The organism is Pseudomonas chlororaphis subsp. piscium, assembly GCF_003850345.1.
GTDB classification, from domain to species: Bacteria; Pseudomonadota; Gammaproteobacteria; order Pseudomonadales; family Pseudomonadaceae; genus Aquipseudomonas; species Aquipseudomonas piscium.
This window is the reverse complement of record NZ_CP027707.1, coordinates 4,449,267-4,461,660: the sequence shown is the minus strand read 5'-3', so window position 1 is coordinate 4,461,660 and position 12,394 is coordinate 4,449,267. Positions and strand designations below refer to the sequence as shown.

14 protein-coding genes, 1 tRNA gene and 1 pseudogene are annotated in these 12,394 nt (G+C 60.0%); 9 read left to right on the top strand and 7 right to left on the bottom strand.

Features of this window, described 5'->3' with window-relative positions:
- The first annotated feature begins 102 nt into the window (after positions 1–102).
- The 5 genes from C4K38_RS20055 to C4K38_RS20035 all read left to right on the top strand — a co-directional run bounded on the left by C4K38_RS20055 (position 103) and on the right by C4K38_RS20035 (position 2,739).
- Positions 103–339, top strand: a complete 237-nt coding sequence (locus tag C4K38_RS20055; RefSeq protein WP_053279873.1) for a hypothetical protein — start codon at positions 103–105, stop codon at positions 337–339.
- Positions 340–425: 86 nt separating this feature from the next.
- The gene (locus tag C4K38_RS20050) at positions 426–842 is read left to right on the top strand and encodes a bleomycin resistance protein (protein WP_053279872.1); all 417 of its coding nucleotides are present in this window, start codon (positions 426–428) and stop codon (positions 840–842) included.
- Between the two features lie 130 nt (positions 843–972).
- The gene (locus C4K38_RS20045) at positions 973–1,164 is read left to right on the top strand and encodes a hypothetical protein (RefSeq protein WP_025804655.1); all 192 of its coding nucleotides are present in this window, start codon (positions 973–975) and stop codon (positions 1,162–1,164) included.
- Between the two features lie 354 nt (positions 1,165–1,518).
- A complete protein-coding gene (locus C4K38_RS20040) occupies positions 1,519–2,094 on the top strand; it encodes a hypothetical protein (RefSeq protein WP_053279870.1) in 576 nt (191 codons plus the stop codon).
- Positions 2,095–2,196: 102 nt separating this feature from the next.
- Positions 2,197–2,739: a GNAT family N-acetyltransferase gene (locus tag C4K38_RS20035; protein ID WP_231998520.1), complete on the top strand. Its 543-nt coding sequence runs from the start codon at positions 2,197–2,199 to the stop codon at positions 2,737–2,739.
- A gap of 151 nt (positions 2,740–2,890) precedes the next feature.
- Here the strand turns inward: C4K38_RS20035 and C4K38_RS20030 are convergent.
- Positions 2,891–2,978 (bottom strand) — tRNA-Ser (locus C4K38_RS20030).
- Positions 2,979–3,101: 123 nt separating this feature from the next.
- On the opposite strand from C4K38_RS20030, the gene C4K38_RS20025 reads away from it, so the two are divergent.
- Positions 3,102–3,773 (top strand): Bax inhibitor-1/YccA family protein, encoded by a 672-nt coding sequence (locus C4K38_RS20025; protein ID WP_053279869.1) that lies wholly within the window; start codon positions 3,102–3,104, stop codon positions 3,771–3,773.
- Between the two features lie 127 nt (positions 3,774–3,900).
- Here the strand turns inward: C4K38_RS20025 and C4K38_RS20020 are convergent, their stop codons facing one another.
- Positions 3,901–4,227 carry a YceK/YidQ family lipoprotein gene (locus C4K38_RS20020; protein WP_053279868.1) on the bottom strand — a complete coding sequence of 109 codons (327 nt, stop codon included), beginning with the start codon at positions 4,225–4,227 and terminating at the stop codon, positions 3,901–3,903.
- 49 nt (positions 4,228–4,276) lie between these two features.
- The gene (locus tag C4K38_RS20015; RefSeq protein ID WP_023964513.1) at positions 4,277–4,714 is read right to left on the bottom strand and encodes an Lrp/AsnC family transcriptional regulator; all 438 of its coding nucleotides are present in this window, start codon (positions 4,712–4,714) and stop codon (positions 4,277–4,279) included.
- A 132-nt stretch (positions 4,715–4,846) separates the two neighbouring features.
- Here C4K38_RS20015 and C4K38_RS20010 point away from each other — a divergent pair, with 132 nt between their 5' ends.
- From C4K38_RS20010 to C4K38_RS20000, 3 genes and pseudogenes are all read left to right on the top strand, one after another.
- On the top strand, positions 4,847–5,743 hold the full coding sequence (locus tag C4K38_RS20010; protein WP_053280013.1) for a DMT family transporter: 897 nt from the start codon (positions 4,847–4,849) through the stop codon (positions 5,741–5,743).
- A 334-nt stretch (positions 5,744–6,077) separates the two neighbouring features.
- On the top strand, positions 6,078–8,351 hold the full coding sequence (locus C4K38_RS20005) for an FdhF/YdeP family oxidoreductase (protein WP_053279867.1): 2,274 nt from the start codon (positions 6,078–6,080) through the stop codon (positions 8,349–8,351).
- Positions 8,352–8,502: 151 nt separating this feature from the next.
- Positions 8,503–9,455, top strand: a pseudogene (locus tag C4K38_RS20000) (Dyp-type peroxidase).
- Positions 9,456–9,582: 127 nt separating this feature from the next.
- On the opposite strand, the gene C4K38_RS19995 reads toward C4K38_RS20000, so the two are convergent.
- Genes C4K38_RS19995 through C4K38_RS19985 form a run of 4 tightly spaced genes read right to left on the bottom strand, consistent with a single transcriptional unit; the run spans position 9,583 to position 12,326 of the window.
- A complete protein-coding gene (locus C4K38_RS19995; protein WP_081001548.1) occupies positions 9,583–9,744 on the bottom strand; it encodes a DUF2474 domain-containing protein in 162 nt (53 codons plus the stop codon).
- Positions 9,731–9,886 (bottom strand): hypothetical protein, encoded by a 156-nt coding sequence (locus tag C4K38_RS32360; RefSeq protein ID WP_164487015.1) that lies wholly within the window; start codon positions 9,884–9,886, stop codon positions 9,731–9,733. Before C4K38_RS32360 ends, C4K38_RS19995 begins: the two co-directional genes overlap by 14 nt.
- Complete coding sequence (cydB, locus tag C4K38_RS19990) at positions 9,873–10,889, bottom strand: cytochrome d ubiquinol oxidase subunit II (protein WP_053279866.1); 1,017 nt, start codon at positions 10,887–10,889, stop codon at positions 9,873–9,875. The genes C4K38_RS32360 and cydB overlap by 14 nt, the downstream gene beginning before the upstream one ends.
- Before the next feature lie 15 nt (positions 10,890–10,904).
- Complete coding sequence (locus tag C4K38_RS19985) at positions 10,905–12,326, bottom strand: cytochrome ubiquinol oxidase subunit I (protein ID WP_053279865.1); 1,422 nt, start codon at positions 12,324–12,326, stop codon at positions 10,905–10,907.
- Between the last annotated feature and the right edge of the window lie 68 nt (positions 12,327–12,394).

The window sequence follows — 12,394 nt, the reverse complement described above, 5'->3', positions numbered from 1 at the left end:
AAAATCTGGCAGGTCGTCTCTAACCCTTGGTGGGAGCCCCTCGACTGGCGTGAATCAACGGGCTGTGCCTTACTCGAATTTCATTTACTGAGGGATGCGGCCATGACTGAGCGTCATTTGAACTACAGTGAAACGCTTTCAAATGGGTGCCAGATCAAGGTGCGATCAGAGATCCTCAGAGATGGATCGCTCAAGATGTTCATCGGGATCTACAAGCCGGACGGCAGCGTTATTGTCGAAGACAATGACTTGGCCCCGGATGGCCTGGACATGGAAGATGCGTTTGAGTGGGGGATCGACAGGGCCAAGAAGATTGGCAACGGCCAGAAGGTTCAATGACAGGTAATGCCGAGTGCTAAATAAGCCGGCAATGGCAGAGAACCAGGGTAAATTGGCCGGCCTAGGAACTGAATGGATGCAAGAGCATGTTCAAGTTGAACGCCCTGGTGCCGGAACTGATCGTTTCGGACTTGCAGCAGAGTCTGTATTTCTACTGTGATGTGTTGGGTTTCAGGGTCGAGTACGACCGCCCCGAAGACAAGTTTGCCTTTCTCTCCTTTGGCAACAGCCAGATCATGCTGGAGCAGGACTGGCATGACGATTCACCCTGGCGCGTGGGCCCCCTGGAGCCTCCCTACGGCCGAGGCATGAACCTTTCCATCGAGTGTCCGGATGCACAGGTTCTGGTTCGCGCGCTTGAAAAGGCGGGCTGCCCGATCAGGAGGCCTGTCGAGGAGCATTGGTACCGCAGCAATGATCGGCAATTCGGGCAGAGGAATTTCCTGGTCCTGGACCCTGATGGTTATCTGCTTCGTTTTGCAGAAGATATTGGCGTGAAATAGCGGCCAAACAGCACCGGAAGCTCGAATGGTTCGACGGGTATCACGCTATTTGCCGGCTATCCGTTACGGCAGGGGCTGCCAGCGATTAAGGCGTAAAATGGCGGTGCTACCTCGTCAAAAGGAGCCGCATATGATCGCCGACCAAGTAAGCAAACAGGCGTCGGAACAAAGAGTCTGGGATCAATACTTCTGCGCTGCGTTGATTGCGGAAAGCAACCTGACGGCACCGATCGTAGGAGAGGCCACTCACGAAGACAGGCAGAACCTGTTGATCGCAAGAGCCAAAACTCTCGCCGACAAGATGATGGAATCCAGAAAATAACCAGAGCCCGGCCATAGTGCCGGGCTTTTTGCATCCTCCTCCTTGCGCATGACCAAGAGGTCTGCCGACCGTCATACCCATGATGGTGGCGGTGCTCTGTGGTATCGATTGCGCGGTCGACCCTCAAGCCTTCTCGATGCAGATACAAGCCAGTTCTCATGGGCAAATGTATGCCGTAGGCGTCGGCCTGGGGATGGCTTATGACACGGAGACTATGCGAGAGGGCAGGCGACTCCAGATCTGGATGGACGGCTGGATAGGTAACTTGTTGATACAAATATGAATATGTATCATTTAGTTTCACATCAAGGGTGCGAGGGAGTGCATTGCCCACATAAGAATAAGGTCAAGGTAATGCTCAAAATGCTGCTCGTGTATGGTCATCTGATTGCCACCTGTATTGCTCTGGGGAGGGTGTTACAGGCTGATCAAAAGCTCTGGAGCTGGCGCAAGGATGTGCTGAGCCAGGTGCAGCGTGAGTACCTCGACGAGACTCAAAAGATCGTCACGCTCGCGCTATTGGCTCTTTGGGGAAGTGGCTTGCTGCTGGTGCTCCAAGGCTACCTCTATGAGGGCAGTGCGTATCTGCTCAATCAAAAGCTCTGGGCCAAGGCCAGTGTCGTCGCGCTGCTTAGCCTCAATGGCGCTTTGTTGCATCGAATCGGTTTCCCGCTGCTGCAGAAAGCTCCTTTTGCCTTGTTACCCAACTCCGCCCGTACTCGCCTTGCTCTCTTGGGCGCGCTCTCCATGAGCAGCTGGTTATTTGCCGCATTCCTGGGAGTGGCTCGGGCGTGGAATAACGCACTGCCTTACTTGCATGTGATGGGGGTGTTTGCCGTGTTCGCGTTGTTTGCCTGTGTCGTGGCGCTGATAGTCGCCAATACCGCGGACGCTATGGATGATGAGTGGTCGCGCACTGGCAGCAAGTGAGGTTTGGATCTGTCAGCATCGTGCTGCGAGTGCCGCATAGCTTGCTGTCGATGCACTGGGCCTTCGGCGCTCCAAATGTAACCAGCGTCAATTAGCCCGTTCATGGTCGAACTTGCGCTTTCCATCAGAACTATCGCTGAGCGTAGTAATGGCATCTGGGGCATAGAAGCTGAAGTAAACTCCGGCGAATTTGACCGGAGGGACGCGATCATGAACTGGCAAATCAGACAGGCCGTCTTGAGCGATATCGAATGGTTGGTGCGTGTGGATCCTATAGCGGCAAAAGACCACGGCCGTCGGGCGCAAATAGAAAGGGCAGTAGGCACGGGCGAATGCTGGGTTGCTTGTGGGACGAACGATCCCAGTGTCCCGATCGGTTATGGCTGCTTGGACAAGAGCTTTTTCGGGGAGTGGTTCATCCCGCTCGTAGTCGTCTCAAACGTTCACAGACGTTCTGGTGCAGGTAGGCAAATCGTTGCTCACTTAGAGCATTGTTCCTCTGCCAGAAAGATCTTCACTTCGACCAACACGTCCAATACCCCCATGCGGCAGTTGTTGGTGCAGCTTGGATATCAATACAGCGGCACAGTGGAGAATCTCGACCCTGGTGATCCAGAGCTGATTTTTGTGAAGTTTTTGAATTAACTCCGCACAACAATGGCGGCAAGGTCTTCACCATCCATGTTGCGCTTCGACGCTGGTTACCTTTGCGGTGGCGGCTCCCAAAAGCAGCATCGATCCTCAAACCCCAGAAACGAAAAAGCCCCGAATAATCGGGGCTTTAGCGTGACGAATATGGCGGAGGCGATGGGATTCGAACTCATGGACCTGTTACAGTCGACGGTTTTCAAGACCGTTGCCTTAAACCACTCGGCCACACCTCCGTTTTTGTTGCGGGCGCCATAATACCTGAATGAAACACACTGTCAAACTCTGCGCATGGCTTGTTGCAGAGCGTCTGTTATGATCTTTGCCACTGAACGTTTCAAACCAACAGGAGTGTCGCCATGCGCGAACAGGATTACGCGGTTAATAACGGCGTGCAGGCCGAGCAGCTAGAAGTTAGCCGCGTCCTGCGCAACACCTACGGCCTACTCGCTCTCACTCTCGCCTTCAGTGGCGTGACGGCTTACGTGGCCCAGCAGATGCGGGTCGGCTATCCGAACATCTTCGTGGTGCTGATCGGTTTCTATGGTCTGTTCTTCCTTACCAACAAACTCCGTGATTCGGCCTGGGGCCTGGTGTCGGCGTTTGCCCTGACCGGGTTCATGGGCTTCCTGCTCGGCCCGATCCTCAACCGTTACCTGGGCATGCAGGGCGGCGCGGAAGTGGTCAGCTCGGCCTTTGCGATGACCGCCCTGGTGTTTGGCGGCCTGTCGGCCTACGTGCTGATCAGCCGCAAGGACATGAGCTTCCTCGGTGGTTTCATCACCGCCGGCTTCTTTGTCCTGCTGGGTGCAACGCTGGCCAGTCTGTTCTTCCAGATCAGCGGTCTGCAACTGGCGATCAGCGCGGGCTTCGTGCTGTTCTCCTCGGTGTGCATCCTGTACCAGACCAGCGCCATCATCCATGGCGGCGAGCGTAACTACATCATGGCGACCATCAGCCTGTATGTATCGATCTACAACCTGTTCGTCAGCCTGTTGCAGCTGTTCGGCATCATGGGCCGCGACGACTGATCGTCAGCCTTGAAACAAAAAAAGCCCGCTTCGGCGGGCTTTTTGTTGTCTGCGATCTGGTCGGCTCGGCCTGGGGGGCGGCACGAATTGTGGCTGCACAGGCAGCATTTGTTGCTGTACGGGGGCGCTAGTCGGCAATGATCATGCTGCCATCGGTTTGTTGCTGATAGATGGTGTAGGGCAGCAGCAGGGTATCGAGCACACCTGAAGCGGCGATGTCGATCAGCATGCCCCTGGTCGCCGTATCGCCGGTCTTGTCTGGTCGGTTTTCCTGATAGGGGGCAAAGACGCGACACAGGTCATAGCTCACGCCGCTGTAGATGCGCGGGACCGCTCCGCAATAGCTGTTTTCATTCTTGAGCGTCTGGCTGGCGGCCGCGTCGCTGCGAAACACCGTCTCGATGGTGCCGCAGCCCGTGAGCGTCAATGCCAGCAGCGCCAGAAGCGTTTTCATGCCGTCAATCCTTCGCCGGAAAAACTGAGTCTAGGCTGTTTTCGGTGCATTACGCCATCGGCGGTAACCGCCGTTTCACCGGGCTTTTCTTGACGATCGCGGTGTTGGTTTCCGCGCAGCTGTTGAGGTGGTCGAGCAGGCTGTCCAGTTGCTCCATGTCGCGCACATGCAGGCGGGCGATAAAGCAGTCTTCGCCGGTGACCTTGTCGCACTCGGTGAACTCGGGGATGGCCAGGATCTGTCGTTCTACTTCCTGGAGTTTCCCGGGCAGCGGCCGGATGCGCACGATGGCCTGCAATTGATAGCCGAAGAACCTGGGGTCGACTTCGACGGTATAGGCCTTGAGTACGCCGCGTTCTTCCAGGCGTCGCAGGCGTTCGGCGACGCTGGGCGAGGACAGCCCGCTGATCTGCGCCAGGGCCTTGAGCGAACGGCGTGAGTCTTCCATCAGGGCGCTGATCAGCGCCTGGTCAATTTCGTCGATCATGTCAGCCTCATTAGGTAAAACCTAAGAAATACCTTGATAAAAAAGGTGTAAGCCGATTTTGGCCTGCCGTTGAGTCTTGAGCGGGGCAGGAGCCGATTGTCATACTTTTGGCTCTTGTTGAGGAGAATGATCATGGACAAATTGTTACGCCGCGGCTCACTGGAAATGACCGCCGCCATGTTGATTTCCGGGACCATCGGCTGGTTCGTGCTGGTGTCCGGGCAGCCGGTGCTGGACGTGGTGTTCTGGCGCTGTGTGTTTGGCGCCGCGACCCTGCTGCTGATCTGTGCCGGCTTCGGTTTTCTGCGCCCCGGCTTCCTGACGCGCACCACCTTTCTCCTCGCCGTGCTCAGCGGCATGGCCATCGTCGGCAACTGGGTGCTGCTGTTCGCCTCCTATTCCCGGGCCTCGATCGCCGTCGGTACCGCGGTCTACAACGTCCAGCCGTTCATGCTGGTGGGGCTGGCGGCACTGTTCCTCGGCGAGAAAATCACCGCGCAGAAACTGTTCTGGCTGAGCATTTCCTTTGCCGGGATGCTGGCGATTGTCAGTGCCCATGGCGAGCAGGGGGCAGGGGGCAATGACTACCTGTTGGGGATCGCCCTGGCGCTGGGGGCGGCCCTGCTGTATGCCTTCGCCGCGCTGCTGATCAAGCGCCTGACCGGCACGCCGCCACACCTGATCGCGCTGATCCAGGTCTGCACCGGGGTGTTGTTGCTGGCGCCCTGGGCGAACTTCTCCGCGCTGCCCGCGGCGCCGAGTACCTGGGCCAGCCTGCTGACCCTGGGCATCGTGCACACCGGGGTGATGTACGTGCTGTTGTACGGCGCGATCCAGAAACTGCCGACCGCGCTGACCGGCGCGCTGTCGTTCATCTATCCGATCGCGGCGATCTTCGTCGACTGGTTTGCCTTCGGTCATCGCCTGGAATTGCTGCAATGGATCGGCGTGATCGCCATCCTGCTGGCGGCGGCCGGCATGCAGCAGGGCTGGAGCCTGGGCCTGCGCCGTCGGGTGGCGGCGCAATAAGCGCTGGGTGCCGCTGAGTGACTGGCCCACCGAATTAATACGAATGATAAGTAACTGCTGGATTTTCCGGCAGTTTGCTGCCTTGACAGGCGGGTGCGCACCACTAAGGTTTTAATTCACGGTGAAAGATTCAACCGCAACCCTTGGTCGCTGATTCAAAGGTTGCAAGTCCTCAAGCCCGGTTCCGGGTTGCATGTCTTTTTTTGCCGTGTGGCCGTGACATCTACCGCCCTCGATTCGGGCCAGTAGAGCGTTACCGAATGCCGCCCTGGCGGCGGATCCTAGGCAGCCGACGACTCTCGCCCTCAGGGCATGGGGCGTATGGGGAGCTATCATGACGACTCGACGCAAGGTACCCGGTGTTCGTAACTACGACGGCCCCGCTGGGGGCTGGGGGGCGCTCAAGGCCATCGCGACGGCGGTTCGAGAGCAGATGGATACGCTCAAGGCCCCCATCACCCTGATGCGCACCAACCAGCCTGACGGCTTCGATTGTCCGGGCTGCGCCTGGCCCGACAAGGAGCACAAATCCACCTTTCAGTTCTGTGAAAACGGCGCCAAGGCGGTGACCTGGGAGGCGACCAACAAGCGGGTCACCCCGGACTTCTTCGCCAATCATCCGGTCGCCTCGTTATTGCATCGCAGCGATTACGAACTGGAAGACCTGGGGCGTATCACCCACCCCCTGGTGTATGACCGCGCCAGCGATACCTACCAGCCGGTCGAATGGGAGGCGGCGTTCGCGCGAATAGGCGAGATACTCCGCGGGCTGCAACCGGAGCAGGTCGAGTTTTATACCTCCGGCAGGGCCTCCAATGAAGCGGCGTATCTGTACCAGCTGTTCGTCCGGGAGTACGGCTGCAACAACTTTCCCGATTGCTCCAACATGTGCCACGAGCCGACCAGCGTCGGGCTGCCGCGCTCCATTGGTATTGGCAAAGGCACGGTGTCGCTGGACGACTTCGATGCCTGCGAACTGATCATTTCCATCGGCCACAATCCCGGCACCAATCACCCGCGCATGATGGGCACGCTGCACGAAGCATCGCGGCGCAAGGTGCCGATCATGGTCTTCAACCCCCTGCGCGAACGGGCGCTCGAGCGTTTTGCCGATCCGCAGAACATGATTGAAATGGCCACTTACGGTTCCACCCGGATCGCCTCGTCCTACTTCCAGGTAAAGGCCGGAGGCGACGCGGCGGCGATCAAGGGGATCATGAAGGCGCTGCTGGAGCTGGAACAGACGGTCGGCCAAGTCCTCGACCATGACTTCATCGCCCAGCACACCCAGGGTTTCGATGAGCTGGTGGCCGATCTGCACGCCACGGCATGGCCCGATATAGAACAGGCCAGCGGCCTGCACCAGGCCGAGCTGGAAAAGGTCGCCGCCGCCTATGCAAAATCCAACGCCACCATCGTCACTTACGGCATGGGCATCACCCAGCACAACGAAGGTACGGCCAATGTCCGGCTGATCTGTGACCTGTTGATGTTACGCGGCAACTTTGGCAAGCCTGGCGCGGGCATTTGCCCGTTGCGCGGCCATTCCAATGTCCAGGGCAACCGGACGGTGGGCATTACCGAGAAGCCGTCGAAGGATTTTCTCGACAGGCTGGAGAAAGTATTCGGCTTCAAGCCGCCAGCGGCCCACGGCCACGACTCGGTAAAAGCGATGCAGGCCATGATCGCGGGTACGGCCAAGGCGCTGGTTTGCCTGGGGGGCAACTTCGCCGTCGCCTTGCCCGACCCGGGCCAGTGTTTCCCGGCCATGGGCAAGCTCGACCTGAGCGTGCATATCGGCACCAAACTCAATCGCTCCCATCTGCTGGTCGCCAAGGAGACCTATCTGTTCCCCTGCCTGGGGCGCACCGAGCTGGATGTGCAGGACGGGATGCGCCAGTCGATCACCGTCGAGGACTCCATGTCGATGGTCCACGCATCGGCCGGCAAGCTGCCCCCGGCCTCCGAGTTCCTGCGCTCGGAGCCGGCGATAGTCGCCGGCATTGCCCAGGCCACGCTGGCGGACACCAAGGTGCCCTGGCAGGCGCTGGTGGCCGACTACGACAAGATCCGCGAGCTGATCGAGAAAACGGTGCCCGGCTTCGAGGCGTTCAACCAGCGCATCCGGGTGCCGGGCGGGTTCCGCATGCCGCTGCCGCCTACCGAACGCCTCTGGCTGACCCCGTCGGGCAAGGCCGAGTTCTTTGTCTTTCCCGGGCTGCATGAAGACAAGGTGGTCGATGGCGCGGATGTCCTGCGCCTGATCACCATTCGTAGCCATGACCAGTACAACACCACCATCTATGCCATGGACGATCGTTATCGCGGGGTGTTTGGCCGCCGCGACGTGCTGTTCATCAACCAGGCGGACCTGGATGCCCGTGGCCTGGCCCATGGTGACCTGGTGGATATCGAGACGGTCACCCAGGGCCGGAAACTGCGCTACGAGAGAATCACCGCGATCGAATACAAGATTTCCCCAGGCTCGGTCGCGGCCTATTACCCTGAGGCCAACCAGCTGGTGCCGTTGGACTACATCGACGTGGATAGCGGGACGCCGTCCTACAAATCGGTTCCGGTACGGATCGTGCGCTCGACGCTGAACTGAGGCTGGCGATCCAAAGAAGGGGGCGCATACGCCCCCTTTTTTCATCGGTGACCCTGCATGAGCGCGAGGCTCGTGGCCGTGCGCTTCGACGGCTGCAGCGCAGCGATTATTTGCTACTCTCCGGTCTTCCCCGTGCCGCCGAGTACTAAACATGCCGATATCCGACGCCAGTCCTGAACCGCAATCCGTCTGCAACCCGATTACCAGCAGCGCGATCTTTATCGTCGCCACCCTGGCCCCGGCAATGACGCGACCGCCAAGGTGCGGGGCTGGTGCGAGGACGTGGCGGGCCTCACCCGTTCGGTCGGCAAGCGGGTACCCGCGGGTAACCTGTCGTGCGTCTGCGGTTTTGCTTCGGCGGCCTGGGACCGGCTGTTTGGCGGTCCGCGCCCGGCTTCCCTGCACGGCTTTCGCGAGTTCGGCCCGCAAGAGCGCCGGGCCGTGGCGACCTCCGGCGACATCCTGCTGCACATTCGCGCGGACCAGATGGACCTGTGTTTCGAGCTGGCGACGCAGCTGATCTCAGCGCTGGGCGATGCGATCTCGGTGGTCGACGAGGTGCAGGGTTTCCGCTATTTCGATATGCGCAGCATCATAGGTTTTGTCGATGGCACGGAAAACCCGGTCGGGCGCAAGGCAATCGAGTTCACCCTGATCGGCGATGAAGATCCGGCCTTCAGCGGCGGCAGTTATGTGCTGGTGCAGAAGTACCTGCATAACATGAACGCCTGGAACGAGCTGTCGGTCGAGGAGCAGGAACGGGTGATCGGGCGCAAGAAGCTGTCCGATATCGAACTCGACGATGCAGTCAAGCCGACCTCTTCCCACAGTGCCTTGACCACCATCACCAAGGACGGCGAAGAGGTGAAGATCCTGCGCGACAACATGCCGTTCGGCCGGCCGGGGGCGGGGGAGTTCGGCACCTATTTCATCGGCTACGCGCGCTCGCCGGAGCCCATCGAGCAAATGCTGGAAAATATGTTTGTCGGCCGTCCGGCGGGCAACTATGACCGCTTGCTGGATTTCAGCACGGCGGTGACCGGCGGCCTGTTCTTCGTGCCTTCGGCCGATCTGCTGGAAGCCTTGGCCGAACGCCAGCCTTGATCCGGATGCAAAGAGCCCGCGAGGTGAGGGCCTCGCGGGCTCGTTGTATCTGGCTGATTGAAAGCACAAACCGGGAAAGGCGCCGGCGCCTAACAATGTGCCGAGCCTTTACCGGTGCAGCCAGCAATCAGTGACTACTCATCCCGGCCATCTGCATCATCAACCGCAACAGACTGGCCACCGCACCCAAGGCCAGCACACTGCCAAACCAGATAGCCACCAGCCACGCCAGCCGCCGATACCAGGGGGCGGCCGGACCTTCAGTGCTCGATACCTCAGAGCCTTCCATAAGCCATCTCCATCATCAATGCGGTGGCGGCTGCCAGCATGACCAGCCCGCCGAGGAACAGCAGGCTCAGCTGCGCCACCTGCTGGTAGAAAGGCCTCGACCTGGCAGGGGGTCGAAGGGTTTTGCTGTCAATGGTAACCATCGCCGATCCTCACTTTGCCGCGGAACACGTAGTAGCTCCAGCAGGTGTACATCAGGATGATCGGCAGGATGAACAGGGTGCCGATCAGGATGAACAGCTGGCTGGACGGGGGCGATGCGGCCTGCCACAGGCTGATGGAAGGCGGCACGATGTTCGGCCAGATGCTGAAGGCAAGGCCGATGTAGCCGAGGAATACCAGCGCCAGGGTGAACACGAACGGCCAGTGCGAGTGATGCTGGCGCAAGGTGCGCAGCAGCCCGAACAGCGCCAGCAGCGCGAGAACTACAAGAGCGCCGAAGACCAGGATATGCGCATGGGTGAACCAGCGGCTGGCGATCTCCGGATGCAGCACAGGCGTCCACACACAAAGCACCGCGACCACCGCCATCAGCACGAACGCCAGCGGCCGGGTGTAGTGGCGCATCCGCGATTCGAGCATGCCTTCGGTCTTGACCAGCAGCCAGGTGCTGCCCAGCAGTGCGTAGGCGACGATCAGGCCCAGGCCGCAGAACAGCGGGAACGGCGCCAGCCAGTCGAGGTTGCCGCCGGCGAACTGGCGGTTGACCACCGGGATTCCGGCGATGTAACTGCCAATCACTATGCCCTGGCAGAAGGTCGCCAGCAGCGAGCCGCCGATGAACGCCATGTCCCAGATACGGCGTTTTTCCGGGCTGGCCTTGAAGCGGAACTCAAAGGCCACGCCGCGGAAGATCAAGCCGGCCAACATGAAGATCAGCGGCAGGTACAAGGCTTCCAGAATCACCGAATAGGCCAGCGGGAAGGCCCCGTACAGCGCTGCGCCGCCGAGGATCAGCCAGGTTTCGTTACCGTCCCAGACCGGCGCCACGGTGTTCATCATCACATCGCGCTCCTGCGCGTCCGGGATCAGCGGGAAGAGGATCCCCAGTCCCAGGTCGAAGCCATCCATGATGACGTACATCATCACCCCGAAGGCGATGATCACGCCCCAGATCAACGACAGATCTATACCTTGAATGCCCATGGGCAAGCTCCTTGTTCAGTTGGCGGGGTTGCCGGACGCGAAGGTCTCGGTGACCGCGGACAGCGGCCGGCGCGGCGTGCGGTCCTGGCCGGGGCCGCCTTGTGGCGGATGATCGTGATGGGGCTGCGGGCCTTTGCGGACCAGCTTCATCATGTAGGCGATGCCAACGGTGAACACCGAGAAGTAGATCAACACGAACAGCGCCAGGGAGATGCTCAGTTGGCTGACCGAGTGGTTGGACGCCGCGTCGGCGGTGCGTTGCAGCCCGTATACCACCCACGGCTGGCGGCCGACCTCGGTGGTGATCCAGCCGGCCAGCATGGCGATCAGCCCGGTCGGGCCCATGCACAGCACCAGGCGCAGGAACAGCCGGTTGCGGTACAGCGCGTCGTTGCGGCGCAAAGCCAGGCCGAGCAGGCCGGTGAGGATCATCAACATGCCCAGCCCGGCCATGATCCGGAAGCTGAAGAAGATGATGGTCGCGTTTGGCCGGTCCTCTTTCGGGAAGCTCTTGAGCGCCGGGATCTGTTTATCCAGGCTGTGGGTCAGGATCAGGCTGCCGAGGTAAGGCACTTCGATTGCGTAACCGGTCTTCTCGGCGTCCATGTCGGGGATGCCGAACAGCACCAGCGGCGTCGGCTCGTTGCCGATGTTCTGCCAGTGGCCTTCGATGGCGGCGATTTTCGCCGGCTGATGTTCCAGGGTGTTCAGGCCGTGGGCATCCCCGACCACCGCCTGGATCGGCGCGACGATCAAGGCCATCCACATCGCCATCGACAGCATCTTGCGCACTTGCGGCGTGTCGTTCTTGCGCAGCAGGTGCCAGGCCGCCGAAGAGCCGACAAAAAACGCGGTGGCGACGAACGCGGCGATCGCCATGTGCGCCAGACGGAAGGGGAACGACGGGTTGAACACAATGGCCAGCCAGTCCATCGGCACGATCCGCCCATCGACGATGGAGAAGCCCTGTGGCGTTTGCATCCAGCTGTTGGAGGCGAGGATCCAGAAGGTCGAGATCAGCGTGCCGATGGCCACCATGACCGTGGAGAAGAAGTGCAGCCCACGGCCGACCCGGTTCCAGCCGAACAGCATCACCCCGAGGAAACCGGCCTCGAGGAAAAACGCGGTCAGCACTTCATAGGTCAGCAGGGGGCCGGTAATGCTCCCGGCGAAGTCCGAGAAACGGCTCCAGTTGGTGCCGAACTCATAGGCCATGACCAGCCCGGAGACCACCCCCATGCCGAAGTTGACGGCGAAGATTTTCGACCAGAAGTGGTACAGGTCCTTGTAGACCGAATTATTGCTTTTCAGCCAGAGGCCTTCGAGCACTGCCAGGAAGCTGGCCAGCCCGATGGTGATGGCGGGAAAGATGATGTGGAACGAGACCGTGAACGCGAATTGAATCCGCGCCAGGTCGAGCGCTTCCAGGTTTGACATGACGATACCCTCAGAGTGGCTCGATACCTGTGCACAGCCCGGCCGACCGCGGTGAGCCTTGCGGCTCG

What these genes read in the sequence shown, in the direction of transcription:
- C4K38_RS20025 (WP_053279869.1), top strand. Translation starts at nt 3,102, where the DNA reads ATGCGCGAACAGGATTACGCGGTTAATAACGGCGTGCAGGCCGAGCAG.
- cydB (WP_053279866.1), bottom strand. Translation starts at nt 10,889, where the DNA reads ATGGGCATTCAAGGTATAGATCTGTCGTTGATCTGGGGCGTGATCATC.
- C4K38_RS20010 (WP_053280013.1), top strand. Translation starts at nt 4,847, where the DNA reads ATGGACAAATTGTTACGCCGCGGCTCACTGGAAATGACCGCCGCCATG.
- C4K38_RS20050 (WP_053279872.1), top strand. Translation starts at nt 426, where the DNA reads ATGTTCAAGTTGAACGCCCTGGTGCCGGAACTGATCGTTTCGGACTTG.
- C4K38_RS20040 (WP_053279870.1), top strand. Translation starts at nt 1,519, where the DNA reads ATGCTCAAAATGCTGCTCGTGTATGGTCATCTGATTGCCACCTGTATT.
- C4K38_RS20020 (WP_053279868.1), bottom strand. Translation starts at nt 4,227, where the DNA reads ATGAAAACGCTTCTGGCGCTGCTGGCATTGACGCTCACGGGCTGCGGC.
- C4K38_RS19995 (WP_081001548.1), bottom strand. Translation starts at nt 9,744, where the DNA reads ATGGAAGGCTCTGAGGTATCGAGCACTGAAGGTCCGGCCGCCCCCTGG.
- C4K38_RS19985 (WP_053279865.1), bottom strand. Translation starts at nt 12,326, where the DNA reads ATGTCAAACCTGGAAGCGCTCGACCTGGCGCGGATTCAATTCGCGTTC.
- C4K38_RS20015 (WP_023964513.1), bottom strand. Translation starts at nt 4,714, where the DNA reads ATGATCGACGAAATTGACCAGGCGCTGATCAGCGCCCTGATGGAAGAC.
- C4K38_RS20045 (WP_025804655.1), top strand. Translation starts at nt 973, where the DNA reads ATGATCGCCGACCAAGTAAGCAAACAGGCGTCGGAACAAAGAGTCTGG.
- C4K38_RS20005 (WP_053279867.1), top strand. Translation starts at nt 6,078, where the DNA reads ATGACGACTCGACGCAAGGTACCCGGTGTTCGTAACTACGACGGCCCC.
- C4K38_RS20035 (WP_231998520.1), top strand. Translation starts at nt 2,197, where the DNA reads ATGGTCGAACTTGCGCTTTCCATCAGAACTATCGCTGAGCGTAGTAAT.
- C4K38_RS20055 (WP_053279873.1), top strand. Translation starts at nt 103, where the DNA reads ATGACTGAGCGTCATTTGAACTACAGTGAAACGCTTTCAAATGGGTGC.
- C4K38_RS32360 (WP_164487015.1), bottom strand. Translation starts at nt 9,886, where the DNA reads ATGGTTACCATTGACAGCAAAACCCTTCGACCCCCTGCCAGGTCGAGG.